This window comes from Flavobacterium cerinum, from assembly GCF_004028155.1.
In the GTDB taxonomy this organism is placed as follows: Bacteria; Bacteroidota; Bacteroidia; order Flavobacteriales; family Flavobacteriaceae; genus Flavobacterium; species Flavobacterium cerinum.
In genome coordinates this window covers 94783-120171 of sequence record NZ_SBII01000003.1, presented here as the reverse complement: position 1 = coordinate 120171, position 25389 = coordinate 94783, and the positions used below count along the sequence as shown (strand labels likewise).

Annotated in this window: 27 protein-coding genes; 14 read left to right on the top strand and 13 right to left on the bottom strand. The window is 36.8% G+C overall.

Going from position 1 to position 25389, the window contains the following annotated elements; translation table 11 throughout:
- The first annotated feature begins 33 nt into the window (after window positions 1-33).
- The 8 genes from EPI11_RS05770 (at window position 34) to EPI11_RS05735 (ending at window position 8335) form a co-directional block, all read left to right on the top strand.
- The gene (locus EPI11_RS05770; protein ID WP_128389000.1) at window positions 34-1365 is read left to right on the top strand and encodes a (Fe-S)-binding protein; all 1332 of its coding nucleotides are present in this window, start codon (window positions 34-36) and stop codon (window positions 1363-1365) included.
- Window positions 1365-1811, top strand: coding sequence for an LNS2 domain-containing protein (locus tag EPI11_RS05765; protein ID WP_128389227.1), 447 nt, complete (start codon window positions 1365-1367; stop codon window positions 1809-1811). Before EPI11_RS05770 ends, EPI11_RS05765 begins: the two co-directional genes overlap by 1 nt.
- 8 nt (window positions 1812-1819) lie before the next feature.
- Window positions 1820-2614: a (Fe-S)-binding protein gene (locus EPI11_RS05760; protein WP_128388999.1), complete on the top strand. Its 795-nt coding sequence runs from the start codon at window positions 1820-1822 to the stop codon at window positions 2612-2614.
- 10 nt (window positions 2615-2624) lie between these two features.
- Window positions 2625-3107: an ABC transporter ATPase gene (locus EPI11_RS05755; RefSeq protein ID WP_128388998.1), complete on the top strand. Its 483-nt coding sequence runs from the start codon at window positions 2625-2627 to the stop codon at window positions 3105-3107.
- A gap of 86 nt (window positions 3108-3193) precedes the next feature.
- Window positions 3194-6097 carry a glycoside hydrolase family 3 N-terminal domain-containing protein gene (locus EPI11_RS05750; RefSeq protein ID WP_128388997.1) on the top strand — a complete coding sequence of 968 codons (2904 nt, stop codon included), beginning with the start codon at window positions 3194-3196 and terminating at the stop codon, window positions 6095-6097.
- A gap of 86 nt (window positions 6098-6183) precedes the next feature.
- Complete coding sequence (locus EPI11_RS05745) at window positions 6184-6639, top strand: DUF1801 domain-containing protein (RefSeq protein WP_128388996.1); 456 nt, start codon at window positions 6184-6186, stop codon at window positions 6637-6639.
- A 94-nt stretch (window positions 6640-6733) separates the two neighbouring features.
- Entirely contained in the window at window positions 6734-7867 is a 1134-nt protein-coding gene (bshA, locus tag EPI11_RS05740; RefSeq protein WP_128388995.1) for an N-acetyl-alpha-D-glucosaminyl L-malate synthase BshA, read from the top strand.
- A 39-nt stretch (window positions 7868-7906) separates the two neighbouring features.
- Window positions 7907-8335, top strand: coding sequence for a protease complex subunit PrcB family protein (locus EPI11_RS05735; protein ID WP_128388994.1), 429 nt, complete (start codon window positions 7907-7909; stop codon window positions 8333-8335).
- A 63-nt stretch (window positions 8336-8398) separates the two neighbouring features.
- Here the strand turns inward: EPI11_RS05735 and EPI11_RS05730 are convergent, their stop codons facing one another.
- The 4 genes from EPI11_RS05730 to EPI11_RS05715 all read right to left on the bottom strand — a co-directional run bounded on the left by EPI11_RS05730 (window position 8399) and on the right by EPI11_RS05715 (window position 11793).
- Window positions 8399-8989 (bottom strand): hypothetical protein, encoded by a 591-nt coding sequence (locus tag EPI11_RS05730; protein WP_128388993.1) that lies wholly within the window; start codon window positions 8987-8989, stop codon window positions 8399-8401.
- On the bottom strand, window positions 8990-9664 hold the full coding sequence (locus tag EPI11_RS05725) for an ATP-binding cassette domain-containing protein (protein ID WP_128388992.1): 675 nt from the start codon (window positions 9662-9664) through the stop codon (window positions 8990-8992). It lies immediately after the preceding gene.
- A gap of 287 nt (window positions 9665-9951) precedes the next feature.
- Window positions 9952-10470, bottom strand: a complete 519-nt coding sequence (locus EPI11_RS05720) for a hypothetical protein (RefSeq protein ID WP_128388991.1) — start codon at window positions 10468-10470, stop codon at window positions 9952-9954.
- Between the two features lie 60 nt (window positions 10471-10530).
- Window positions 10531-11793 (bottom strand): DEAD/DEAH box helicase, encoded by a 1263-nt coding sequence (locus EPI11_RS05715; protein WP_128388990.1) that lies wholly within the window; start codon window positions 11791-11793, stop codon window positions 10531-10533.
- A 147-nt stretch (window positions 11794-11940) separates the two neighbouring features.
- Here EPI11_RS05715 and EPI11_RS05710 point away from each other — a divergent pair, with 147 nt between their 5' ends.
- Window positions 11941-12828 carry a cation diffusion facilitator family transporter gene (locus tag EPI11_RS05710; RefSeq protein WP_128388989.1) on the top strand — a complete coding sequence of 296 codons (888 nt, stop codon included), beginning with the start codon at window positions 11941-11943 and terminating at the stop codon, window positions 12826-12828.
- Between the two features lie 18 nt (window positions 12829-12846).
- Here EPI11_RS05710 and EPI11_RS05705 read toward each other — a convergent pair whose 3' ends face one another.
- Complete coding sequence (locus EPI11_RS05705; protein ID WP_128388988.1) at window positions 12847-13881, bottom strand: formimidoylglutamase; 1035 nt, start codon at window positions 13879-13881, stop codon at window positions 12847-12849.
- Window positions 13882-13984: 103 nt separating this feature from the next.
- Between EPI11_RS05705 and EPI11_RS05700 the strand changes: the two genes are divergently transcribed.
- Together EPI11_RS05700 and EPI11_RS05695 are read left to right on the top strand one after the other, a co-directional pair.
- Entirely contained in the window at window positions 13985-14860 is an 876-nt protein-coding gene (locus tag EPI11_RS05700; protein WP_128388987.1) for a hypothetical protein, read from the top strand.
- 346 nt (window positions 14861-15206) lie between these two features.
- Window positions 15207-16454: a T9SS type A sorting domain-containing protein gene (locus EPI11_RS05695; RefSeq protein WP_128388986.1), complete on the top strand. Its 1248-nt coding sequence runs from the start codon at window positions 15207-15209 to the stop codon at window positions 16452-16454.
- Window positions 16455-16522: 68 nt separating this feature from the next.
- On the opposite strand, the gene hutI is transcribed toward EPI11_RS05695, so the two are convergent.
- Entirely contained in the window at window positions 16523-17758 is a 1236-nt protein-coding gene (hutI, locus tag EPI11_RS05690; RefSeq protein WP_128388985.1) for an imidazolonepropionase, read from the bottom strand.
- 73 nt (window positions 17759-17831) lie between these two features.
- On the opposite strand from hutI, the gene corA reads away from it, so the two are divergent.
- Together corA and EPI11_RS05680 are read left to right on the top strand one after the other, a co-directional pair.
- Window positions 17832-18911 carry a magnesium/cobalt transporter CorA gene (gene corA, locus EPI11_RS05685; RefSeq protein ID WP_128388984.1) on the top strand — a complete coding sequence of 360 codons (1080 nt, stop codon included), beginning with the start codon at window positions 17832-17834 and terminating at the stop codon, window positions 18909-18911.
- 2 nt (window positions 18912-18913) lie between these two features.
- Window positions 18914-19615, top strand: coding sequence for a DUF1003 domain-containing protein (locus tag EPI11_RS05680; RefSeq protein WP_128388983.1), 702 nt, complete (start codon window positions 18914-18916; stop codon window positions 19613-19615).
- A gap of 4 nt (window positions 19616-19619) precedes the next feature.
- Here EPI11_RS05680 and EPI11_RS05675 read toward each other — a convergent pair whose 3' ends face one another.
- Together EPI11_RS05675 and fumC are read right to left on the bottom strand one after the other, a co-directional pair.
- On the bottom strand, window positions 19620-20117 hold the full coding sequence (locus EPI11_RS05675) for a GNAT family N-acetyltransferase (RefSeq protein WP_128388982.1): 498 nt from the start codon (window positions 20115-20117) through the stop codon (window positions 19620-19622).
- Between the two features lie 113 nt (window positions 20118-20230).
- Window positions 20231-21628 carry a class II fumarate hydratase gene (gene fumC, locus EPI11_RS05670; protein WP_128388981.1) on the bottom strand — a complete coding sequence of 466 codons (1398 nt, stop codon included), beginning with the start codon at window positions 21626-21628 and terminating at the stop codon, window positions 20231-20233.
- A gap of 158 nt (window positions 21629-21786) precedes the next feature.
- Between fumC and EPI11_RS05665 the strand changes: the two genes are divergently transcribed.
- A complete protein-coding gene (locus tag EPI11_RS05665; protein ID WP_128388980.1) occupies window positions 21787-22011 on the top strand; it encodes a hypothetical protein in 225 nt (74 codons plus the stop codon).
- A gap of 175 nt (window positions 22012-22186) precedes the next feature.
- Here the strand turns inward: EPI11_RS05665 and EPI11_RS05660 are convergent, their stop codons facing one another.
- The 5 genes from EPI11_RS05660 to EPI11_RS05640 form a co-directional block, all read right to left on the bottom strand.
- Window positions 22187-22633 carry a response regulator gene (locus EPI11_RS05660; RefSeq protein WP_128388979.1) on the bottom strand — a complete coding sequence of 149 codons (447 nt, stop codon included), beginning with the start codon at window positions 22631-22633 and terminating at the stop codon, window positions 22187-22189.
- Between the two features lie 21 nt (window positions 22634-22654).
- Window positions 22655-23209 carry a helix-turn-helix domain-containing protein gene (locus tag EPI11_RS05655; RefSeq protein WP_128388978.1) on the bottom strand — a complete coding sequence of 185 codons (555 nt, stop codon included), beginning with the start codon at window positions 23207-23209 and terminating at the stop codon, window positions 22655-22657.
- A gap of 361 nt (window positions 23210-23570) precedes the next feature.
- A complete protein-coding gene (locus EPI11_RS05650) occupies window positions 23571-23984 on the bottom strand; it encodes a VOC family protein (RefSeq protein WP_128388977.1) in 414 nt (137 codons plus the stop codon).
- A 104-nt stretch (window positions 23985-24088) separates the two neighbouring features.
- The gene (locus EPI11_RS05645) at window positions 24089-24472 is read right to left on the bottom strand and encodes a DUF3037 domain-containing protein (RefSeq protein ID WP_128388976.1); all 384 of its coding nucleotides are present in this window, start codon (window positions 24470-24472) and stop codon (window positions 24089-24091) included.
- Entirely contained in the window at window positions 24450-25244 is a 795-nt protein-coding gene (locus EPI11_RS05640; RefSeq protein ID WP_128388975.1) for a HipA family kinase, read from the bottom strand. Before EPI11_RS05640 ends, EPI11_RS05645 begins: the two co-directional genes overlap by 23 nt.
- Between the last annotated feature and the right edge of the window lie 145 nt (window positions 25245-25389).

Here is a 25389-nt window from a genome sequence, read left to right as displayed (position 1 = left end):
TAGGACAGGACTTACACCCAATCACCTTTGTGTATGAATTATATTGATAATATTCTTTTTGTTATCCTCCTTGCGTTGGGTTTTGGCTACTTTGCCATCAACGTAAAAAAACTTGTGCGTAATATTAAATTAGGCCATGATGTAGACCGTAAAGACAATCCATCAGAACGTTGGAAAAATATGGCCATGATTGCTCTTGGGCAGTCTAAAATGGTTAGAAGACCTGTTGCCGGTGTATTACACATTATTGTATATGTAGGCTTTGTAATTATAAACATTGAACTTCTAGAAATAATAGTTGATGGTATTTTTGGTACACACAGGTTATTTTCATTTATGGGAGGCTTTTACAGTTTCCTTATAGGCTTTTTTGAGATCTTAGCTTTTGGTGTTATTGTTGCTATTGTTGCATTTTATACCAGAAGGAATATTATAAAACTTAAAAGGTTTATCCATAGTGATCTTAAAGGATGGCCAAAAAGCGATGCCAATTATATTTTATATTTTGAGATTAGCTTAATGGTTTTGTTCCTTACTATGAATGCTGCCGATCATTACCTTCAGGGTGTTGGTGCACATCATTATATTAAGGCAGGGGCTTTCCCAATTTCGAGTTTTATATCTCCAATTTTTTCAGGTATGTCTGAAGGTACTGTGATCTTTATCGAAAGAGCAGCATGGTGGCTTCACATTATTGGAATACTGGCATTTATGAATTACCTGTATTTTTCTAAGCACTTACATATATTGCTTGCATTTCCTAATACTTACTTTGCAAATCTTAAGCCTAAAGGGAAATTTGAGAACCTTGAGTCGGTTACGAATGAGGTTAAAATGATGATGGATCCAAATGCTGATCCTTTTGCTGCTGCGCCTCCAATGGCTGAAGGCGAAGTGCCTGCTAAATTTGGAGCCAGCGATGTACAGGATCTTAACTGGGTTCAGTTACTGAATGCCTATACTTGTACTGAGTGTGGACGTTGTACCGATTCTTGCCCTGCAAATATTACAGGTAAAAAACTTTCGCCAAGAAAGATCATGATGAGTACCCGTGACCGACTTGAAGAAGTGGGTAAAAACATTGACAAGAATAAAGGAACTTTTGTAGACGATGGAAAATCGTTACTTAATGATTATATAACTCCTGAAGAACTATGGGCATGTACAACCTGTAACGGTTGTGTTGAGGCCTGCCCGGTTAACATTGACCCGCTTTCTATTATTATGGATATGCGCAGGTATCTGGTTATGGAGCAGAGCGCAGCGCCTGTAGAACTGAACGGAATGATGACGAATATTGAGAATAATGGAGCTCCATGGCAGTACAGCCAAATGGACAGGTTAAACTGGAAAGACGAAGCATAATGAAAGCGGAAGAGATTGAAAAGAATTTACAGCCAATTACTGAAAATGGCGAACACTTAAGCCCTATACTTCCTGAGGGAATTAAGAATTACCTGATTGATATTGACGGAACTATTTGTGATGATATTCCTAATGAGGAACCGGAAAGAATGGCAACGGCAGAAGTATATCCTGATGCGCTTGTAACACTTAACGGATGGTATGATGAAGGACATGTTATTTTCTTTTTTACATCACGTACAGAAGCACATAGGGAAGTAACAGAAGAATGGCTTAAAAGACACGGTTTTAAATATCACGGTATGCTAATGGGCAAACCCAGAGGCGGAAACTACCATTGGATAGATAATCATCTTGTTAAGGCTACCCGCTACAGAGGCAAGTTTACAAACTTAATTGAAAAAGAGGTTACCATACAGGTTTTTGACGACGGTAAAGACGAATAAATAATATTATGACTCAGGAAAATTTTACAGTTCCAACTATGGCCGATATGATGGCTACAGGTCAGTCACCGGAAGTTTTGTTCTGGGTAGGCTGTTCTGGTAGTTTTGATGACAGGGCTAAAAAAATTACGAAAGCATTTGTTAAAATATTAAATAGTGCCAAAGTGCCTTTTGCGGTTTTAGGAACAGAAGAAAGCTGTACCGGAGATCCTGCAAAAAGAGCAGGTAACGAATTTTTATTTCAGATGCAGGCAATGACTAACATTGAAGTGCTTAATGCATACGATGTTAAGAAGATTGTTACGGCATGTCCGCATTGCTTTAATACCATAAAGAATGAATATCCTGAACTTGGCGGAAACTATGAGGTTGTGCACCATACCCAGTTTTTAAAATCATTACTGGATGATGGCAGACTAAGTATTGAAGGAGGCCAGTTTAAGGGTAAAAAGATAACGTTTCATGACCCATGTTACCTGGGGCGTGCAAACAATATATATGAAGCACCAAGAGATCTTATGGAGAAGCTTGATGCGGAATTAGTAGAGATGAAACGCTCTAAATTAAATGGTCTTTGCTGTGGCGCCGGTGGTGCACAGATGTTTAAAGAACCGGAGAACGGTAACAAAGATGTAAATGTGGAGAGGACAGAAGATGCCCTTGAAACACAGCCGGATATTATAGCAGCCGGCTGCCCATTTTGCAATACGATGCTTACAGATGGTGTTAAGGCAAAAAACAGGGAGCATGATATAAAAGTAATGGATGTGGCAGAGCTTATTGCCAATGCGAAGGATTTATAAGAAAAAAATTATGTACGTTCCCTTTGATACACTACCTGAAGAATCCAGAATATGGATTTACCAGTCTAACAGAAAATTCTCTGATGAGGAGATCGCTGAAATAGAAGAAGCATTAAAAAGCTTCCTTGAAAATTGGGCTGCACATGGTGCAGGTCTTGAAGCGTCTTTTGAAACGAAATACAATAGGTTTATTATTATTGCAATTAATCAGGAAACTCAGGCAGCTACAGGCTGTTCTATTGATGCTTCTGTGCAGTTCATTCAGGAGCTGGAGCAAAAATATGGTGTAGACTTACTGGATAAAATGAATGTCACCTTTAAGCTTGGCGATCATATTGCTCATAAAACGCTTATTGAGTTTAAAAAAATGGCTAAAGAAAAAGCAGTATCGGCAAATACGATAGTGTTTAATAATTTAGTGAATACAGTAGGAGAATGGCAGGATTATTGGGAAGTACCTGCTGGAGAGAGCTGGCATAGCCGTTTTTTTTAAACAGCTATTCCATCTGTACAGAATATAAGAATCATCATTATACATTAGGTAATGATGATTTATTATTTATAAAATACAATTATTTAATGAGGTTTTCCATATTAGTTTTCTTGTTTGCCATCCAGGCGGTATCTGCCCAAAAGGCTAGAGTTTTTAGCGATTATAAAACGGTTGCCGAAAAAAAATGGGTGGATAGTGTTTACAGTAACCTGTCTTTCGATGAGAAGTTGGGGCAGCTGTTTATGGTAGCAGCATATTCGAATAAGGATTCAACCCACGTTAGAGGAATTGATAAATTAATTACCGATTACAAGATAGGGGGACTTATTTTTTTTCAGGGAGGACCTGTTAGACAGGCAAAACTTACCAACCGTTTTCAGAAAAAATCGAAACTGCCATTATTTATAGGAATTGATGCTGAGTGGGGTTTAAGCATGAGGCTTGATTCTACCTATCGTTATCCATGGAACATGACTCTTGGTGGTGTTCAGGACATGGCACTGATTGAAAAAATGGGGCAGCAGATGGCCATACAGGCAAAAAGAATGGGTATCCATTTTAATTTTGCTCCCGTTTTGGATGTGAATACCAATCCGGCGAATCCTATTATTGGGAATCGGTCTTTTGGAGAAGATAAGATCAATGTGACCGATAGGGCATTGGCGTTAATGCGCGGTATACAAAGTCAGGGTGTATTTGCCACGGGTAAACACTTCCCTGGACATGGCGATACAGCGACGGATTCGCACCATACACTTCCTTTCCTTCCTTTTACAAAAGAACGACTGCATGATATTGAGTTTTATCCTTATAAAAAACTATTTAGTGAAGGCCTATCCAGTATAATGGTTGCACACCTTAATGTGCCTAGCCTGGAGCCGACCAAAAACTATCCTACCTCATTATCTTATAATGTAGTGACTAATCTTGTACAGGATGAAATGGGCTTTAAAGGGCTTATTTTTACCGATGCACTGAACATGAAAGCAGCCAGCAGTTTTATGCAGCCAGGTGACGTTGACCTTGAAGCGTTCCTTGCGGGTAATGATGTATTGCTTTTTGCAGAGAACGTTCCTGTGGCCATCGAGAAATTCAGACAGGCTTATAATGATAGTATCCTTTCGAATGATCGTTTGGAACTTTCGGTTAAAAAGATACTGGCATACAAGTACAGGGGCGGACTTAATAAATATACTCCGATCGATCTTAAAAACTTATACAATGACCTTAACGGACATGAGTATGATGATTTAAATTATCAGCTGTATGAAAATGCAGTTACCGTTCTAAAAAATGAAAAGGATATCGTTCCGATCATGGAATTAGAGAACGAGAAAATAGCTTATGTAAAACTAGGTGATGATGATGGATCTGTTTACCTGAGTACACTTCAAAAATATGCCGATGTTACCGAAGTTCAGGCAGACACTCTTCGCGTATTGACAGAAAGACTTAAACCATATTCAACCGTTATTATAGGTTACCATAAAGCAGATGGTGCATGGAAAAAGCATGACCTTTCGGCTAAAGAATTGATATGGCTTGATACTATTGCTAAAAACAAAAGAGTAATTTTTACAGTATTTGCAAAGCCTTACACACTGATCCCTGTAAAAAACTTCAGGAATATAGAGAGTATAGTAATGGCTTACCAAAACAATGTTATGTCGCAAACTGTGGCTGCTGAGATCGTTTTTGGAGCATTAGGGGCTAAAGGAAAATTACCGGTATCTATTGCATCGTCGTTTAAACTTAATGATGGTATCTTCACCAAGACTACAAACAGGCTGGGCTTCACTACGCCCGAAAATGTGGGGATGAGTTCGGCATTGCTTTCAAAAATAGACCTTATAGCGCAGCGTGCTATTAATGAAAAAATGACACCCGGACTACAGGTTCTGGTCGCACGGAAAGGAAAAGTTATCTATCAGAAATCATTTGGCTATCATACCTATGATAACGATATTAAGGTTAAAAATTCTGATATATATGATGTAGCATCGCTTACCAAAATACTTTCTACACTACCTAATATTATGCAGTTGTATGACAAAGGACAGTTGAGCCTTGATGCTAAATTAGGTGATATGCTTCCTGCTTTTGCGAATACTGATAAAAAGAACATTACGTTAAAAGATATGTTATTGCATCAGGCAAGATTTCAGGCATGGATACCTTTTTACCAGGAAACACTTGACAGTAAGAAAAAACCGGATTCCCTGCTTTATAGAAAAATGTATAGTCCTGAATTTCCTAATCAGGTAGCAGAACATCTGTTCCTTGTAAAGGGTTACAACGATACTATTGTTTCCAGAATAGCTGATAGTAAATTACTTCGTAAAAAAGAATACAAATACAGTGATTTCTCTTTTATCCTGTTAAAGGAATATCTTGAGAAAAAGACAGGTAAACCGTTGGATGTATTAAGCCAGAATGCTTTTTACAAACCCTTAGGCGCCGCTTACACATCTTATAACCCTTTACGTAAATGGGATATGTGCTCAATACCACCTACAGAGATCGATAACTATTTCCGTTATGAGGTGATACAGGGATATGTACATGATATGGCTGCTGCTATGGAAGATGGTGTGGCAGGACATGCCGGATTATTCTCTAATGCAATGGATGTTGCAAAGATCATGCAGATGTACCTTCAAAAAGGTAATTATGCTGGCAAACAATATTTCTCTGCTAAAACATTTGATACCTTTAATACTTGTTATGATTGTAAAGAGGGTAACAGAAGAGGACTTGGATTTGATAAACCACAGATTGAAAAATCAGGGCCTACATGCGGTTGTGTATCTAAGGCAAGTTTTGGACATACCGGTTTTACTGGCACAATGACATGGGCAGATCCTGAAACAGGAATTGTTTATGTTTTCCTTTCTAACAGAACTTATCCTGATGCAGGAGAGAATAAGCTTTCTAAAGAAAACATTAGAGAGGACATACAGAAAGCAATTCAGGATGCGATTATAGAGTAAAGAAAGTAGAGGGTTTTGAAGGCCGGAAGTTTTAGACTAATATCGGACTTAAGACCACTCACATCAAATAACAAAAGAATTTAACTATGCAATCTACAGCGGCGACACCTTCAGCGTATTTGGAATCCCTACCGGATGACAGGAAACAGGCTATGGTAAAATTAAGAGATACTATTGCAAAAAACCTTCCTGAAGGTTTCGAAGAGGGTATGTCTTATGGTATGATGGGCTGGGCAGTGCCTCATTCTACATATCCACAAGGCTATCATTGTGATCCTAAATTACCATTACCGTTTTTAAGTATTGCTTCGCAAAAGAATTTTATCGCGGTTTACCACATGGGGGTGTATGCTGATAAAGAACTGTATGATTGGTTTGTATCGGAATATCCAAAACATGTAAAAACAAAACTGGATATGGGAAAAAGCTGTATTCGTTTTAAAAAACCGGAAACCATTCCATACGAGCTTATTGGAGAATTAGCATCAAAAATGACAGTACAACAGTGGATAGACCTTTATGAGTCTGCCTTTAGAAAATAACTTTTTGAAAGATAACGATTAGGTTAATTTCGCATAAAAAACAGGCATTGCCTGTTTTTTTTATTTAATTTCGTTACTCTTATTAAGTCACTTTATGAAAATCGCAATAGTATGCTATCCAACCTTTGGCGGTAGCGGTGTTGTAGCCACAGAATTAGGGTTAGAACTCGCACGCAGAGGGCATGAGATACACTTTATAACCTACAGCCAGCCGGTGCGTTTGGCGTTGTTAAATCCAAATATTCACTACCACGAAGTACACGTTCCTGAATATCCTTTGTTCCACTATCAGCCCTATGAGCTTGCTCTTTCCAGTAAACTGGTAGATATGGTTAAGCTTTATAAAATAGAGCTGCTGCATGTGCATTATGCAATTCCTCATGCTTACGCAGGATATATGGCTAAGAAAATGCTAAAAGAGCAGGGAATCAAGATACCAATGGTAACTACGCTTCACGGTACAGATATAACCCTTGTAGGGAATCACCCGTTTTATAAGCCGGCAGTAAGTTTTAGTATCAATCATTCTGATATTGTAACCTCGGTATCCCAGGATCTAAAAGAGGATACTTACAGACTCTTTGATATCAAAAAAGAGATTTACGTTATCCCTAACTTTATCGAGATCGATAAGAACAGGATAGACGAAACATCAGAATGCCATCGTTCGCTTATGGCGACCGAGACACAAAAGATCGTTACACATATAAGTAACTTCCGCCAGGTAAAACGTATTCCGGATGTTATTAAGATATTCAACGAAATACAAAAGGTGATGCCTGCCAAACTGATGATGGTAGGAGATGGCCCGGAAAAAGAAGGAGCAGAAAAACTATGTGAACAATTAGGAATTAGCGATAAGGTTATTTTCTTTGGAAACAGTAATGAGATAAACAAAATTCTATGTTATTCTGATTTGTTCCTGCTTCCATCGGAAACCGAGAGTTTCGGTCTTGCTGCGCTTGAGGCTATGGCCAGTGGCGTACCTGTAATTTCTAGTAATACGGGTGGACTGCCAGAAGTAAACAGAGAAGGTTATTCCGGTTACCTGAGCGATGTAGGCGATGTACAGGATATGGCTAAGAAAGCAATATCGATACTATCGGATGATAAAAAATTATTAGAATTTAAATCAAATGCACTTAAGGTGGCACAGGAATTTGACATTCAGAATGTAATGCCGATGTATGAAGAGTTATATCGCAAAGCCATAAAAATGATTTCATAAAAGTATTTCTATCTTTACGATAATAATAAAACCAAATCAATGAAAAAAATAATTACGTTTAGTCTTTTAATGCTGGTTTTTACCGGATGCAAAATCAATGTGATAAACAACGTTAAAGTTGATGCAGCTGTTGCTTTTGAAATATTGAAACAAGATGCCTATGGTGGCCGCGATAAAGAATCGACGGTTATTATAAAAACGCAGGCAGAACTGGATAAGCTTTATAAAGAGTTGGGATGGAGCAGTGTTCCAAAAATAGATTTTATACAAAATAATGTTGTTGCATTATTTATGGGAGAAAAAAGTACTGGCGGCTATAGTATAGGAGTACGAAAAGTGTCTGTAGTTGATGGAACTGTTGTTGTAAACGTATTGAAAACAAGTCCGGAAGGAATGGCTACTATGGCTATTACAGCACCTTACTGTATTGTTGCTGTACCAAAATCAGATAAAACGGTTATAGAATAGGTTTATAATTTACCATTAAAAAAGAACCCTTATGCAAAAGTATAAGGGTTCTTTTTTTGGATTTTAAAAGGGAAATTTAATTTTAGAGGTGTCCCATTTAATCTTGTAAGGATCATAAGCTATTCCTGTTGTTTTATATTTCATAACGATTTTTTCTTCATCAGTCATAGTACGGATTATACAAAGCCATTTTGTGTTTTTATGAGCTTCTAAAAAGGAAATACCTTCAGCTATATTTGAGGATTGAAATGTTTCTCTTGCAGAAGCAAAAGAAACTCCATCGCGAGTAGATTCTGATGTGATATTTTGTTTAATATAATTTACAATTTCTTTTTCAGGAATTTCATGTATATCTTTTGGCATAAGTCTGACAAATTTTGGTCTTATGTCATTGTCAAAATTTTGTTGGCAAGTATTTATTTTTGGAAGATTCAATTGATAGTGGAATATTCTTCCATTCTTATCTATTATAAAATTGTTATTAGAATAATAGGGTACTCCTTCAGGTGGTAATGGTATATCTATTGAATTTGCATCATTTTTTATACGTTCAAAAAACTCTTGCATGTTGCGTGCAACGAGTATTTTTTCTTTTTCATTTTTGCATGAAAAAGTGAAGAGTGCGATTATAAATAAAAAAAATACTTTTTTCATTTATAAAAATGTATTTCCTGACAGATACCCATGATCTGTCAGGTCTTCTTTATTGTTTATAGCAATCAGCCGCCCGTTTTTAAGTAACAGGTTTCTATCGGCAACAGAGAATACATCGTCATAATAATGATCTGTGAGGATGATGCCTTTTGTGAATTTTAAATCGAATAAAAATTCTCTGATCTTATCTCTGTACAACGGTTCTATCATAGAGAAAGGCTCATCCAGCATAAGGAAAGGGTGGGAGAGGTTACCAATTAATAACAGTTCGAAATACCGAAGCTGGCCCATTGACAGGCTACCAACTTTAGTGTTAGCTATTTTAGCTATTACAGGATCATACAGAATGTTGTCCTGCTTGATTTCACTGGTATAATAAAGCGGAACCACATCACGCACCTTGATACTCTTTGGTAAAAAGGACACTTGAGGCAGATAAGCGATCTTTTGCTGCGGAATAACTTCTTCTACAACAAATGGCTTATCGTTGATAGAGAGCCTTATTCTGTCCGCTTTGAGTGTGCCGAAAAGTATTTTAAGCAGTGTTGATTTCCCGGTACCATTGCGGCCAAAAATGCTTACTATTTCACCAGTTTTACATTCTATAGCTGCATAATCCAATACAGGATTAGTTCCAAAGGCTTTTGTTAGTTCGGTTACTGAGAGCTTATGCATTATCAGGATAGTATAAGTACTAAAAGCAATAGTACAATTCCGGGAATCAAATTAATACCAAATGTAATTAGTGCCAATTTTTTCTTAGTATAACCCATATTGTAGTAAAAGTAATACTGGTCTTTAAAGAAAAAATTATAGACAAACATACTTACCGCTATTCCTAAAGTACAAAACAGTATGGGAAACCATATAACATTCAGCATTATAGTGGCTACACACAGGCAAAAGCAACAGTTTATGAGTGTTACCGTTTTATAGTAATTCAAAAAAAGCCTCATATTTGATTATTGAGACGTGAGTCCGTAGAATTTAAACCCACTATTGACTTTTACAAACTGGAAAGCATGGCTGGTACCTTTGTGTCCTTTTGACAATTCATCCGGCTTATAGGTATGTACCCAAACCTCATATATTTTTAGATCTTTTGGATAATCTTTTGGTAAAAATCGGGGTTTAAAGTCTTTTAACGTCATGCTGTTAAAAGCATATCCTCTTTTTGCAAGTGCTTTATATACCGGTGAAACTGTAAAATCTTTAGCAACTGTGATATAAAATACTTCGGCAGGTACAAAATTATTCTTAGCACCCAGTTCGGCAGCGTTTGGGCATTCTATACAATCTACCTGTGGTAAGCTTAATGCGGTATAAGCAGCTTTGTCGTTTGTTTCAAGCGCTTTTATAAAGGCTATAAATGTTTTATCCAGTACATCCCAATCGGATGCAGCTTTTTGCGATTTGGCGGCAGGTTTTTGTGCCCAGCCGGAAGTACAAATAAATAAAAAGGATAATAACAGGTGTTTCATGATAATTGAAATTTATAGCAGCGAATATAACATATAAATATATAACGCAAAAAACGCTGGTTAGTACCAGCGTTTTTTATTTTGTTTTGAAGCTTCAGACTTACGGGAATTTCCCTGTCCTGTCTTTTTCTTATTACGAAGATCGGGTTTCTTTTCAGCATCGGGCTTTTCTGCCTCTTCGCCAGATCCATACGGATAAGGATGTCCGTCTATTACTTTTATCTTCATACGGATCAGCTTTTCGATATCTTTAAGATACGGCTGCTCATCTTTTGCACAAAATGATATGGCAAGTCCACTATTTCCGGCTCTACCTGTACGGCCTATACGGTGTACATAAGTTTCTGGGATATTTGGGAGGTCGAAATTAATAACGTATGGCAGGCTTTCGATATCAATACCACGAGCAGCGATATCAGTAGCAACCAATACAGATACTTCTTTATTTTTAAAACCTTCCAGTACACGCTGTCTTGCATTTTGTGATTTATCACCATGTATGGCTTCAGCATTTACACCATTTTTCTTCAATGCCTTTACTACGTTATCTGCACCATGTTTAGTACGTGAAAACACTAATACGTTAGAAAGATTTTCGTTACGTATAAGATGGTAAAGCAGTTTACGTTTGTCTCCTTTGTCCACAAAATACACTTCCTGTTTTACATTCTCAGCCGTAGAAGAGATTGGTGCTACAGATACATATTTAGGCTTGTTAAGGAAAGTATCGGCAAGCTCACGAATTGCTACCGGCATAGTAGCCGAGAATAATAGTGTCTGCCTGTTGTTAGGTGTTAGCTTAATGATCTTTTTAACGTCATTGATAAAACCCATGTCTAACATTTGGTCGGCTTCGTCAAGTACTAACGTATGCAGGTGATCCAGATTAATAAATCCCTGTTTGTGCAGGTCTAACAGCCTTCCCGGTGTTGCAATAAGAATATCTACACCTTTTCTAAGCTGATCTGTTTGCGGTACCTGGTTTACACCGCCAAAAATAGTTAGTTGGCGAATGTTTGTGTATTTACCATAAGTTTCAAAGCTTTCGCCAATTTGTAAAGCCAGTTCACGTGTTGGTGTTACTACCAGGGTACGGATATGTTTTACCTTTTTTGATGAACCTACAATATGATGTAAAGAGTTAAGGATAGGTATAGCAAAAGCTGCCGTTTTCCCTGTTCCTGTTTGTGCACAGCCCACAAGGTCAGTACCTTCCAGTATAATAGGGATGGCCTGCTCCTGGATTGGAGTAGGGTTTTTATACCCTTCATCTGCTAAGGCCTGTTGTATATTTTTAAGTAATTTAAGATCTTCGAATGTCATTTATAAAAGTATTAAGTACTAACTGTTAAGTACTAAAGTAACTGCAAATATACTCTAAAAAAATTAAGTGCCTGATTTAGGCTTGTGCCTTTTAAAATCTGTATTTTTACCGACTCAAATTTACCAATTTAAATTAGCTGTTTACCAATGGATACTACTGAAAATAAAGGTTTAAAATCGACATTTATAGGTATAGTGGTAAGTGCTATTCTTGCCGTTGTTAAAGCATTAGGCGGGATTTTTGGTAATTCGTATGCACTTATAGCAGATGCGATTGAATCTACTGCGGATATTTTTACTTCAAGTATGCTTTGGGTGGGACTCAAATGGTCATCTAAGCCCGCTGATGAAGACCATCCTTACGGTCACGGTAAAGCAGAAGCCCTTATTGCCATTGGTATTGCCATTGCCCTCACCATTGCTGCATTTGTAATAGGTAAAGAGAGTATTCATAATATTATAACACCCCACAAAACCCCTGCAGCTTATACTTTAATTATACTTCTGATTGTTATCGCTACTAAAGAGATATTATACCGTTATGTTATGAAAACGGGTGTAGAAACCAACAGTGATGCCGTTAAAGCAGATGCTTTCCATCATAGGAGTGATGCAATAACATCGGCTGCTGCGTTTATTGGTATTAGTATTGCATTGATTGGGGGCGATGGGTATGAAGTTGCCGACGATTGGGCAGCTTTATTTGCAAGCGGAATTATTATGATCAATGTGTATAAGATTGCACGTCCTGCAATAGGAGAATTATTGGATGAAGATCTTGATCCTGCATTAAATCAAAAGGTAAAAGAACTTGCAGGAGAAGTTAGGGGAGTGGTTAATGTAGAAAAATGCCATACCCGTAAAATGGGCGTAATGAACCATGCCGACCTCCATATTTGGGTAGACGGTAACTTATCAGTTACTGACGGGCATATCATTTCGCATGATGTAAAAGACCATATCCAAAGAACACTTCCTCAGTTTATAGAGATCATGATCCATATAGAACCGGCTTCTGTGGCATATAAGATATAAAAAGCAAAAAGCGATATTTTAAATATCGCTTTTTGCTTTCATGAAGTCGGTTACCAAATAGGCAATAAGTTTTCCGGTAAGGTGGTTGTTCTTTTCGTTATCAAGATCAGGTGCACCTTCACATAAGTGGAGGTAAGCTGCATTTTGATGCTGGCCAAAGTAATGTATAAACTGTCTGGCTTTCTCAACACTAAATCCGCTTGGTGTCATTGCGCTGCTGGCAATATTAGGCAATGAATCAAGATCCATTTCTATACCATAAGATTCATCTTCAATAAAACCCAGAGCATGTGCCATTTCTTCAGAGAAACTTTTTTCTTTGCGTACGGCTATCTGCTCGTAGGTGTTGAACTTAATTCTATCCTGGTATTTTTTTATGTTTTCCATTACTCCTTTAGAAGCATAATTTTCATGCAATCCAAAGATGAAATATTTTTTAAGGAAACCTTCTTCAAAAGCATAAGAAAAGCCATTACCGCTATGGCGGCCTTCAAGCAGCCTGAAATCGGTATGAGCATCAAAGTTTATGGCATTTAACGGTTTTCCTTTGGCAAGTGCCATACCTTTAATGTTACCATAGGCATTGTTGTGACCTCCGCCTATAATAATTGGTGTTTTTCCGGCAAGAAGTATCTGGCAGACAGCATGTGCCACATCTTTATCTATTTTTTCTATAAGCTCAGAAAGGGCTTTGCGCCCCTCTTTTGTGGTAGCATCCAGGGTATTTGCTTCCTCAGTTGCCTCTTTTACATTGATACAGCCTAAAATAAGCAGATTATTTCCTTTAGCAAATTTGTTGTGCTGAAGGTTCACAATGCTTTTTATTGCCGACTCCCATGCCGATGCTGCACCAGGTCTCCCGAAGTTAGCACGCACCCCAATATCTTCAGGGATTCCAAAAAGCACAAAGTCTGCATCACAGGACTTTATATATTCTAAAGTGTCTGTGTCTTTAGGAATAGTAAGTATCCTTTCTCCAAATTTTATCTCTCCGCTGCGTTGTGATGTATACTTTGTAAGATCGCTTACTGTAAACTTAATTATGTTTTCCATGAATTTCTTGTTGCAGTCAAAAATACTATTTTCCGCTAATTTTTCGTTAAAATGAGAACGAGAAATTAAAATATATATAAATTTGAGAAAAAATATTTTAATAATGGAAAATCAAAAAAGTAATTCAAGCTTAAAAGCTATTATTGTAGTATTGTCGATACTACTGGTGGGAAGTTTAGCGTACATGTACAAAATGAGTACTGACAGCGAGACTACGGAAAAAACCTTAATGTCTGAAAAGGAAAAACTTATTAATGATCTTGAGGCTACAAAAGCAAGTTATGATGCTGCAATTGCCGATAATTCTACATTAAAAGGAGATCTTGAAACAGAGCGTGCTAAGATTGAAGAGTTACTAGCTGAAGTAAAAAAATCTAAAGGTGATGCGGCTTCATTAACACGTTACAAGAACGATTATTTTAAACTAAAGCGTGAACAGGATCAGTTACTGGCCGAGAACAAGCAGCTAAAAGAACAAAACATGACATTGACTACACAGCGTGATAGTACTGTTAATGTATTGGGTGAGGCAAAACGTTATAATGATACGTTAGTTAATCAGAATGAAAAACTGTCTAAAACGGTAGCAAAAGCAGCTAAGCTTACCATTCTTAACTTAAAAACGCAGTCATTTAAAGAAAGAAGTTCAGGTAAACTTGTTGAGACAGAAAAAGCAAGGCGTGTAGACGTTCTTAAAATCAGTTTTACTATTGCAGGTAACGAAGTTGCTCAATCTGGTAATAAAACGTACTATGTACAGATCATTGACAGCAAAAATAATGTAATAGGGGAGAAAGCTACTGAGGCATTTGGTGATCAGTCGCTTACTTACAGCTTCATTACTAATGCTATTTATGAGAACAAAACAATGAATGTAAGCGAAACGGTATCTGGAAAAGATTTTGCTAAAGGTCTTTACCATGTAAATATTTTCGATAAAGGACAACTTGTTGCCGATACGACATTCACATTGAAATAATCAATAACAGAAATACATTAAAAGGAGCCAATTGGCTCCTTTTTTTATGCAAAAACTTTTTGACAGCATTTAATTAAAAAAAAAACAAAAGCATAAATGTAAGTGATGGTTTTATATAATTTTTATTTTTTCGATTAAATGTAACTTATTGTCTTTTAAATACTTACTGCTAAATAAATGTTAAAATATTTAAGTAACACTTAGGTTTACTTAAATTTAGGTTAAGAATAACGCCTCTGTTTCGGTATTAAAAAACTAAAGTAAAGGAGTGTTATCTTAACAAGCATCCTACTAATTATTACTAAAGTTTTTGTTGGCTTTTGATTTACAAAACCATCATTATGTTATGGTAAAAAATTACTTTTTGGCAGTTTATTTCTTTTTAGGCTGTCTTGTGCTTAGTGCACAAAATCCGTGTTCAGATTTTAATGATCCAGTTAACCCGGCAGGAAACTGGACCCTTGCCCCAGCTCCAAATGGTAATGTGAATATATCATTTGGAAGTCCGAATGCTTTAGATGGTACACAGTACCTTAGAATGAAAGATTTATCAGGAGGATCATGGTATCAGAATACTGTGGATTATAAATTCCTGGGGGAAAGATTCCCGGGGCAGTGCTTATGTTTCGATTATTATCTTGAGCATGACGGAGGATTTGGATCTCCAATTCATCCTTCTATTACTCTTTCTAATGCTAATTTCAGTATTACATTTGTAGCCACTGTTACCGTTACTCCCGGAAGCGGATGGGTTCGTGTTTGCGCTCCCCTTGTACCTGCAGATTGCTCAAGCCTAACTTTCCCGGGTAATGCACAAGGTTCCTGGACAGGACCAGTAGGGATGTCGTGTGATGAGTTTAATAGTGTTATGTATGGAGGTACTACATTATCAATTAGTCCTGACATTACTTCCTATCAGACAGAAGTAGTAATGTATGATAATATTTGTGTAAGATCAGGCTGTAGTGACTGTTCGGCAGACTTTAAACTTCAAACATCATTCAGTACAGTAACAAATACTGCAAGTGCTGATTTAACAATCATTAATCCTGATATGTTCTCTACTCCAGGCAATCCAGGCAGTTCTTATATTGTAAATTGGGGTGATGGAAGTCCTCAGCAATTGTACACATTACCTTCTTTAGGACATAATTATGCTACACCTGGTACATATACTGTTTGTGTTACTCAAATGAAAGGTAAATTAAGAATATGTACAAGATGCTTTACTTTCTGCTTTGGCAAGAATGATACTGGTGTAGCACAAAGGAGCAGTAGTGATGAGAACCTTACTTCGCCGCTTTCTAAGATTGCTGCTATTGCACAGGAAGAACTGATGTCTGGTAAGTTTATTCTTGTTCCTAATCCGGCTAAGAATTATGTAGATATCCAGACAAATCTTTCTAAAAGTGAATTGGTATCTATTAAAGTGATTGATATACTTGGAAAAGTTGTATTTGAAAAATCCGAAGCATTGAATAGCGGTTTACAGACTGTTAAGCTTAATACCGAAAAACTTGTTCCTGGAACTTATATCGTTGAAATTAAGTCGGGAAATAAAGTTAATTCTCAAAAACTTTTGATCTCAGAATAGATCAGCTTTAAGTAAAAAGTAAAAGGCTATCCATAGGATAGCCTTTTTGTATTTAAGTATACTTTGTTTTAAATCACTTTTCCTTCGATCATTACACTTTCGATAAGATTACTTCCAAAGGCATAAGGCAACTGATAGTAAGAAGCAATAGGTTTTGTGATGATTAAGTTGGCTTTTTTACCTTTTGTAATACTACCATGTGTTTCACTAAGACCCATAGCATAAGCTCCGTTTAAGGTTGCAGCATTAATAGCCTCTTCGGGTGTCATTTTCATTTTAATGCAGGCTGCAGCAACAACAAGGTTCATGTTGCCTGATGGGGTAGTCCCCGGATTAAAATCGGTTGCGAGAGCTAATGGCAATCCTGCGTCAAGCATTTTTCGTGCCGGTGTATAGGGTATGCTGATAAAGAAAGAGCAGGTGGGTAGCGCTACAGGCATAGTAATACTATTTTTTAGCACCTCGATATCTTCATCAGTAACAATTTCAAGGTGGTCTACGCTTAGCGCATCATATTTCACACACGCTTCTATACCGTTAATTGCTGTGAACTGGTTAACGTGTATTTTAGCAGGTAGGCCATATTTCTTTCCTGCTTCCATAATACGCTCTGTTTCTTCAATAGAGAAATAACCGGTTTCTAAGAAGGCATCAATATAATCGGCAAGTTTTTCTTCGGCGATCTTTGGCAGCATTTCATTTACGATCACATCGATGTAACCAGCATGGTTCTCTTTATACTCAGTAGGAAATGCATGCGCACCTAGAAAAGTTGCTTTAATGGCTATAGGATATTCGTTTTTTAAGCGTTGAATAACACGCAGCATTTTAAGTTCGCCTTCAACGGTTAGCCCGTAACCTGATTTGATCTCTACGGCCCCGGTTCCCTGATGCATTACTTCTTCAAGTCGTGATTTTGACTCTAAGTAAATATCTTCTTCAGAAGTTTCGTTTAACCTTTTTGCAGAATTAAGAATACCACCGCCACGATTTGCTATTTCTTCATAACTCAATCCGTTTATACGATCTACAAATTCCTGCACACGGTTACCTGCGTATACAATGTGGGTATGGCTATCGCACCATGCAGGCAGTACAGCTTTACCAGCGGCATCAATAATATGTATTCCTTTACCGTCAGGACAGTTATTCATAGTGCCAAAATCGGCTATAAGATTGTTCTCAATTAATAAAAAAGCATTGTTTATAAGCGGGAGATCAGCCATTTCCTTTCCGGAAACCTTAGTAATGCCGGCTTCGCGAATTTGTAACAGCTCTTTAATATTTATGATAAGGGTTTTCATGAATTAAACTTTTTGTAAAAATAGAATGGATTTTAAAAAACTCCTATATTTATAGGAAAGAAATACTGTAATAGTGAAAAGAATTAAATATCACAAAGTACGCAAGGTACAGCCTAATTATTTAGAATATACCGGGGAGTATAAAACTGAACCTGTATCAATGCAGCTGTTTGTTTTTGATGAAGAGGGATATGAAGAATACAAAAATGTATCCTTAGACAGGGTTATTTCTGAATGTAAAGACGAACTTCAGGTAAATGATGTGAAATGGCTTAATGTACATGGACTGCATGATGTAGATTTAATAATGAAAATAGGCGGCCTTTTTCAAATAGAACCTTTTATCATTGGCGATATTTTAAATACTTCACGACGAACAAGAATTGAAGAATTAGGAGATGTACTTTTCTTCAGCGTTAAATCGGTATTGCCGGAAGATGAAGATGGTGGTATAAAGACTGAACAGGTTAGTTTTTTATTAAAGGATAATGTAATTGTTTCTTTTCAGGAGAAAAAAAGCGATTACTTTTCGCATATAAGGGAACGCATTCGTACAGGTGGAGGAATAGTAAGGAAAAAGAAGAATGATTATCTGCTGTATTTAATGCTGGACGCTATCATGGAAAACTTTTTTATGACTATTGAGCGTTATGAAGATAGGGTGGAAGCACTTCATGATGGAAAAATTATTCGTAATCGAGATTTTACTGCAAGTGTAGAAAAAAGCCGTGATGATCTTAATTATTTAAAAAGGGCGATTACACCGCTTCGAGAGGCACTGTATAATCTTAAAAGCGTTAAGGAAGACGAAGAGATCGAAACAATCCGTAAGGCAACACATCCGTTTTTTGCCCGTTTGCATCAAAAATGTCTTGAAATGCTGGATCAGATTGAGTATGACCTTACTTCACTGGACAGTGCATCAAGCTTTCACTTTTCGATGCAAAGCCAAAGAATGAACCAAATTATGAAAACCCTCACTATATTTTCGGTTATCTTTATGCCACTTACCTTCATTGTAGGTGTGTATGGGATGAACTTTGATAATATGCCCGAACTGCGCACTGCAAATGGCTATTATTGGGTTTTAGGTGTTATGGTGTTCATTACCATTTGTATGGTGGTTTATTTTAAAAAGAAAGACTGGTTTTAATTATGCAAAAATTTACAAGCGATATATCCGGGAATGAGTTTTCAGACAAAGAAAAAGTATCTGCTAAACTGGTAAGACAGCCTATTATTGACATTATTAAAGCTGAGCATCCTCTTTTTGACGATAAGTGTCATTTGTCAATGGGTGAACTCAATGAATACAGGGAGAAATATATTTCTAATTTTCTTCAGCAGGAGTTAGGAGAGCTTTCTGATATGGAAAGTAAAGTACTTGAAGCTTTAAAAGAAAATACGCTTCTTTCGGATGATCCTGATGATGATGCAACAAACTTAACTATTGGTCAGCGTATAGCAGATAAAGTAGCTTCTTTTGGGGGAAGCTGGACGTTTATAATTCTTTTTATTTCATTTCTATTATTATGGATCGCAGCTAATATTTTTATATTGGCAAACAAAGGGTTTGATCCTTATCCTTTTATCCTTCTTAATCTTATCCTTTCCTGTGTGGCTGCTTTGCAGGCACCGGTTATTATGATGAGTCAGAACCGCCAGGGTGAGAAAGACCGTGAAAAGGCACAGAATGATTATATGGTTAACCTTAAGTCAGAATTAGAAATTCGTATGCTTCATGAAAAACTGGACCACCTTATTTTACATCAGGAACAATCCTTAATAGAGATCCAAAAAGTTCAAATCGACATGATGAATGATATTCTGGTACGTATGGAAGGGAAAAACAAGTAATTATCTATTTGAGAATAAGCTGCATAAACTTGACATCCAACCATCGTTCAAATTTATAACCGGCTTGTTTTATGGTTCCGGTATCTTCAAATCCAAATTTCTTGTGGAACTCGATACTGCCTGTATTATCAGCATCAATACCACCTATCATCGTATGAAATCCTCCTGCTTTAGCCAGTGCTATTAATTCTATAAGCAGTAATTTACCTATACCTTTTCCATTATGATTTTCTGACACATATACCGAATGTTCGACAGTAAATCGATAACCGGCTTTTGTCCTGAATGTGCCGTAGGTAGCATATCCCATAACTTCGTTTTCCTGAACGGCAACTATAACCGGCCATTTGGCTTCTTGTTTTTCGGCAAACCAGGCTTCCATTTCTGGTAATGTTTTAGGATCATAGTCGTATACAGCCGTACTGTGCAGTATGTTGTGATTTACTATTTTCAATATTGCAGGCAGGTCTTTAATTTGAGCAGGGCAGATGGTAGTTTGCATAAGTTAGTGCTTGTGTAACAAAGATAAAATTTTGAAATGATTTATATTTGATAAATAGAACAATGAAAAAGACCGTCATATAGACGGTCTTTTGTTTTATAATTGAAGGATAATTATTTTAGTGTTCCAACCATATCTTCCGGTTTAACCCAAGCATCAAAATCTTCCGGAGTTACATATCCTAAACGAACTGCTTCGTCTTTTAATGTAGTTCCGTTTTTGTGTGCTGTTTGAGCAATTTCAGCTGCTTTGTAATATCCAATTTTAGTGTTTAAAGCCGTAACAAGCATTAAAGAGTTGTCTACCAATTCTTTAATACGAGTGTAGTTAGGCTCGATACCTGCAGCGCAATGGTCGTTAAATGACACACAGGCATCACCTAATAATCTTGCAGACTGAAGGAAGTTTGCAGCCATAACCGGTTTGAATACATTAAGCTCATAATGACCCTGAGTACCACCAATAGTAATAGCCACATCATTACCCATAACCTGAGCACATACCATAGTAAGCGCTTCACATTGTGTAGGGTTTACTTTACCTGGCATGATAGAAGAACCCGGTTCGTTTTCAGGAATATGGATCTCTCCAATTCCGGAACGAGGACCAGATGCCATCATACGGATATCGTTAGCAATTTTATTAAGTGCTACAGCAAGCTGTTTAAGTGAACCGTGTGTTTCTACGATAGCATCGTGAGACGCTAATGCTTCAAATTTATTTTCGGCAGTTACAAAAGGTAGTCCGGTAAATTTAGCAATGTACTCGGCAACTTTTACATCATAACCATCAGGAGTGTTAAGACCAGTTCCTACAGCAGTACCACCAAGCGCAAGTTCAGATAAGTGAGCAAATGTGTGTTTAACCGCTCTAAGACCATGGTTAAGCTGTGCTACATAACCAGATAGTTCTTGTCCAAGTGTTAGGGGAGTAGCATCCATTAGGTGTGTACGGCCAATTTTCACTACGTTCATGTACTCTTCTGATTTCGCTTTAAGCGTATCGCGAAGTTTTTCTACACCGGGAATTGTTACTTCCATAACAGCTTTGTAGGCTGCAATATGCATTCCTGTAGGGTAGGTATCGTTAGAAGATTGTGATTTGTTTACGTCGTCATTCGCTTTAAGTACAGGCTCGCCTTCGCCAATTTTTCCACCGGCAAGAACCTGAGCTCTGTTAGCTACTACTTCGTTAACATTCATGTTACTTTGTGTACCTGAACCAGTCTGCCAGATAACAAGAGGAAACTGATCGTCAAGTTTACCGTCAAGTATTTCTTCGCATACCTGTGCAATAGCATCACGTTTTTCTACAGAAAGAACGCCTAAATCGTGGTTTGCATATGCAGCCGCTTTTTTAAGATAAGCAAAGCCCTCAATAATTTCTTTAGGCATTGAGCCAGAAGGGCCTATTTTAAAGTTGTTTCTTGAACGCTCGGTTTGTGCGCCCCAGTATTTGTCTGCAGGGACTTTTACCTCGCCCATGGTGTCTTTTTCAATCCTGTATTCCATTTTCAGAATGTTTTATTGTTGTATTTGTTTGTAAAAGATAAAGGCTCCTAATTAGCTGACGGTGTGTCTGACAAATTTAAAAGCATGCCAAAAATAAGCATTATAGACAGGTATAAAAAATGATTTCGTAAAATATTTTATGTGTTTTTAGGGCATTAATGTTGGCTGAAAAAAATATTAGCCTTATATTTGGTGCAGAATTAAATAATCCTACTACCATGGAATTCACACAATATTTAGGTTTTTTAGCTTTCTTAACGGTTTTTACAATCGGGTTCTGGTTAATGCTTTTCTTAGCTAGCTTTGTTGGCTACTGGTTAACAGGTGCTACAGTTGAGCTTATTAAAGAAAAAAGAGCTGAAAAAAGAAATAAAGACAATTAACAAGTCATCTTGTTTCTACATAAAAAAAGCCCCAATATTGGGGCTTTTTTTATGGTTTTATTTTTTGTATTTCATGTAATAAGTAATTTTTTGACCGGATCACTTAATGAAAGAAGTAGAATATGTTTTAGCACAGTATAAAGTTCCACAGAGGTTAAACTCTGTGGAACTTTATTTATAAACTTAGGATAAAGCTGTCTTTATTGAGGCCATCAGTAATATATTGCCAGTTAATATGTACTACATCGCTAAGAATCTTTTTAAGCATATTAAAATCGTTCGGCTTTTTGATGTATACATTGGCTCCGGATACAAAGGTATCTTCTATATCCTGTTCAGATGAAGAGGTAGAGTAAATGGCTACTGATATCTTTTGCAGGCGCTCATTATTTCTTATTTCCTTAAGACACTCTATGCCCGATTTTCGAGGCATATTTAGATCCAGGAATATAATATCCGGTAATGGATTGCTTGCATCATAGAGGTGTTCCATAAGCTGTTCTCCATCATTAAAAGTGGATATTTTATATTTTATTTTAACTTCTTCAAATGCTTCTTTAAAAAATAATCTGTCATCTTCATCATCATCGGCAAGCATTATGTGTATTGGAGTAGGTCGCATCTGCGTTTTGGTCTTATCGGTTTAGGATTCTGTATAGCGTTTCTGCTTCATTATTTTTTGAAACGCTGTGGGTGTTACCCCGGTAATATTTTTAAACTGTTGTGATAAATAAGCAACACTGCTATAATTCATAGTAAAGGAAATTTCAGTAAGTGAAATATTCTCAGTAAGCAGTAACTGTTTTACCCTTTCAATCTTATGCAAAATAATGAAATTTTCGATAGATATAAAAGTAACTTCAGAAAATGCTTGTGATAATGTACGGTAACTTTCTCCTAGTTTTTCTGAAAGATAAGTAGATATTTTGAGGGATTGCATTCCTTTGTCTGCATAAAGCATTTCTATAATGGTATTTTTTATCTTTTGTACCAGTATACTCTTTTGATTATCAACAATTTCAATTCCAAATTCTTTTAAAGAATCTATGAGTTTGTTGTAGGTTTCCATGGGGATGTTCTCCTTAAACCTGACATAGCCCGGCTCAGTTACCTTGCAGTCTATTTTGAATTTATCAAGTTGTTGCTGCAAGAGAACTTTACACATCATGTCTATGTTGTATTTAATGTAAAGTTCCATTTGTAAGGTTTTGCTTGTAATGGGTAAAAGTAAAATATTTTCATAACATTTTACACTGATTTTGTAAAATTATAGGCATTCTTTAAAAAGCTTAATATTGTATTAAATATGTTGATATACAGTTATTTGTTTGGGTTTTTAATAAAACATATGTTACATCATTATTTAATGATTATTATTACTAAGACTAATATACATTAACTTGCGTTTACAAAAAATATTTTCACGATACTTTTTGTAAGAATACTATAGTTTGTGTAGCCGATAGTAATAAATTACTTCAAGATCAGTGATGAATGAAAAACCCGCTTATGGGGATTAAAGCGGGTTTTAGTAGCATTATATAACAGTATTTAAATTTTTATTGCTTTGGCATGGCGCTTTCGTCCATATAAAAAAATTCCCATTGATGGCCATCTAAATCTTCGAAGTTACGGCCATACATCCATCCATAATCCTGGTTGTCTTTGTATTGTTTTCCTCCGGCTTCAATAGCCTTTGTAATAATATCATCGACTTCCTGCCTACTGTTCATAGAAAAGGCATTGATAACTTCGGTAGTGTTCTTAGCATCAGCTATTTGCTTATTAGTAAATGTACGAAAATAATCTTCTACTAGCAACATCGCAAAAATATTCTCACCAATGATCATTGAGGTTGCATTGTCATCTGTAAATTGTGGATTAAAGGTAAACCCTACTTTAGTAAAAAAGTCGATCGATCTCTTTAGGTCCTTAACTGGGAGGTTCACGAAAATTTGTTTAATAACGGCCATTTTTTGATTGTTTAAATGATTATACTACAAATTTATAGAGAATTGAGTAAGCATGTTATGTGTGAATGCGACAACAATGAGGGTGTTTCAGGACAATTTTAATATTATAAAACCATATCATTGAACAGTTTTTCTACTCTGCCTTCCAAGTTAGTACATAGCCCTGGATGAGGTCTTGAGGTTTGTATTACCGAGCTTCGCACAGCAGTTAACCATCTAAAACGTTCAGGAACTTCAAGTCGGGATATCGGACCACCATCTTTTGCACCGTTGCCTATTTTTTGGAATGATTCCAAATTTTGACGCACTTGATCAATATCAAGATCGGGAGCTATAAGCTGCAGTTTTGCTTCATCAATAGTATATAAAACCTTAATAAATTTCTGTCTTTTGCAAAACACAATAATCCCCGCGTTAAGAAATTCTTCGCGTTCAACCCTTGGTACCACACGGATTACGGCATATTCATATAAGTGCTTGTCTTGCATCGTTTGCTTGTTTTATAAATATTCCTGAATTTGCTAATCGTGTTAAAAAGAACTTGGTATATACCTCCCTGATCTCATCCGGAGACAGCTCCAGTTCTTCCCATTGCAGCCATTCGTCCGGTAAAAGTGCTACGATAGAGCGTATTTTTTCTTCGGTTAATAAGACTTTAAATTCGGTATCAATCGTCTCTATTAATGATGCCTGAGGCAGTAAAACATGGTCTTTTATAAGGGCAAACGGACTCTTGGCATGTCCTTCCGGATCGCTAAAAGAGTGGTGGAAATAGAGACTCGCTCCATGATCGATCAGCCATAGGTCTTTTCGCCAGATAAGCATATTTGTATTACGGAAAGTCCTGTCTACATTGGTAATAAAAGCATCCAGCCATACTATTTTAGACGCCATTATAGCATCTACAACTGTAACAACCGGATCGAAATTTATAGCGCCCGATAGGTAATGCAGTGCCAGGTTTAATCCCTGTGAGCCCTGTAAAAGATCCTGGATCTCTTCATCAGCTTCTGTACGGCCAAAGGCCTCATCAAGGTTAGCAAATACCAGCTCAGGAACCGGAAGTCCCAATGCACGGGCTATTTCACCACCAAGGAGTTCGGCAATAAGAGCTTTAGTACCATGACCTGCTCCTTTAAATTTAAGCACATAATTAAAGTCATCATCAGCTTCGGCAAGTGCCGGCAGTGAGCCGCCTTCGCGAAGTGGAGTTATGTACCGTGTTACATTTACGGTACGCAGTTGTGGTTTGTTATTCATATTTACAGGCTTTTCAGCTATATTGAAATGTAAAAATAGCGAATTTTACCGCTAATTTTTTACTTTTTAATAGTCCACTTTGTGTACATTTTGATGTGGAAAATAGAAAAGATCTAACATGTTTATTGTTAGTAGTTTATATCGC

Excerpts from the sequence above, each read along its gene's own strand:
- EPI11_RS05770 (WP_128389000.1), top strand. The coding sequence starts at position 34 with ATGAATTATATTGATAATATTCTTTTTGTTATCCTCCTTGCGTTGGGT.
- EPI11_RS05765 (WP_128389227.1), top strand. The coding sequence starts at position 1,365 with ATGAAAGCGGAAGAGATTGAAAAGAATTTACAGCCAATTACTGAAAAT.
- EPI11_RS05760 (WP_128388999.1), top strand. The coding sequence starts at position 1,820 with ATGACTCAGGAAAATTTTACAGTTCCAACTATGGCCGATATGATGGCT.
- EPI11_RS05755 (WP_128388998.1), top strand. The coding sequence starts at position 2,625 with ATGTACGTTCCCTTTGATACACTACCTGAAGAATCCAGAATATGGATT.
- EPI11_RS05750 (WP_128388997.1), top strand. The coding sequence starts at position 3,194 with ATGAGGTTTTCCATATTAGTTTTCTTGTTTGCCATCCAGGCGGTATCT.
- EPI11_RS05745 (WP_128388996.1), top strand. The coding sequence starts at position 6,184 with ATGCAATCTACAGCGGCGACACCTTCAGCGTATTTGGAATCCCTACCG.
- bshA (WP_128388995.1), top strand. The coding sequence starts at position 6,734 with ATGAAAATCGCAATAGTATGCTATCCAACCTTTGGCGGTAGCGGTGTT.
- EPI11_RS05735 (WP_128388994.1), top strand. The coding sequence starts at position 7,907 with ATGAAAAAAATAATTACGTTTAGTCTTTTAATGCTGGTTTTTACCGGA.
- EPI11_RS05730 (WP_128388993.1), bottom strand. The coding sequence starts at position 8,989 with ATGAAAAAAGTATTTTTTTTATTTATAATCGCACTCTTCACTTTTTCA.
- EPI11_RS05725 (WP_128388992.1), bottom strand. The coding sequence starts at position 9,664 with ATGCATAAGCTCTCAGTAACCGAACTAACAAAAGCCTTTGGAACTAAT.
- EPI11_RS05720 (WP_128388991.1), bottom strand. The coding sequence starts at position 10,470 with ATGAAACACCTGTTATTATCCTTTTTATTTATTTGTACTTCCGGCTGG.
- EPI11_RS05715 (WP_128388990.1), bottom strand. The coding sequence starts at position 11,793 with ATGACATTCGAAGATCTTAAATTACTTAAAAATATACAACAGGCCTTA.
- EPI11_RS05710 (WP_128388989.1), top strand. The coding sequence starts at position 11,941 with ATGGATACTACTGAAAATAAAGGTTTAAAATCGACATTTATAGGTATA.
- EPI11_RS05705 (WP_128388988.1), bottom strand. The coding sequence starts at position 13,881 with ATGGAAAACATAATTAAGTTTACAGTAAGCGATCTTACAAAGTATACA.
- EPI11_RS05700 (WP_128388987.1), top strand. The coding sequence starts at position 13,985 with ATGGAAAATCAAAAAAGTAATTCAAGCTTAAAAGCTATTATTGTAGTA.
- EPI11_RS05695 (WP_128388986.1), top strand. The coding sequence starts at position 15,207 with ATGGTAAAAAATTACTTTTTGGCAGTTTATTTCTTTTTAGGCTGTCTT.
- hutI (WP_128388985.1), bottom strand. The coding sequence starts at position 17,758 with ATGAAAACCCTTATCATAAATATTAAAGAGCTGTTACAAATTCGCGAA.
- EPI11_RS05680 (WP_128388983.1), top strand. The coding sequence starts at position 18,914 with ATGCAAAAATTTACAAGCGATATATCCGGGAATGAGTTTTCAGACAAA.
- EPI11_RS05675 (WP_128388982.1), bottom strand. The coding sequence starts at position 20,117 with ATGCAAACTACCATCTGCCCTGCTCAAATTAAAGACCTGCCTGCAATA.
- fumC (WP_128388981.1), bottom strand. The coding sequence starts at position 21,628 with ATGGAATACAGGATTGAAAAAGACACCATGGGCGAGGTAAAAGTCCCT.
- EPI11_RS05665 (WP_128388980.1), top strand. The coding sequence starts at position 21,787 with ATGTTGGCTGAAAAAAATATTAGCCTTATATTTGGTGCAGAATTAAAT.
- EPI11_RS05660 (WP_128388979.1), bottom strand. The coding sequence starts at position 22,633 with ATGCGACCTACTCCAATACACATAATGCTTGCCGATGATGATGAAGAT.
- EPI11_RS05655 (WP_128388978.1), bottom strand. The coding sequence starts at position 23,209 with ATGGAACTTTACATTAAATACAACATAGACATGATGTGTAAAGTTCTC.
- EPI11_RS05650 (WP_128388977.1), bottom strand. The coding sequence starts at position 23,984 with ATGGCCGTTATTAAACAAATTTTCGTGAACCTCCCAGTTAAGGACCTA.
- EPI11_RS05645 (WP_128388976.1), bottom strand. The coding sequence starts at position 24,472 with ATGCAAGACAAGCACTTATATGAATATGCCGTAATCCGTGTGGTACCA.
- EPI11_RS05640 (WP_128388975.1), bottom strand. The coding sequence starts at position 25,244 with ATGAATAACAAACCACAACTGCGTACCGTAAATGTAACACGGTACATA.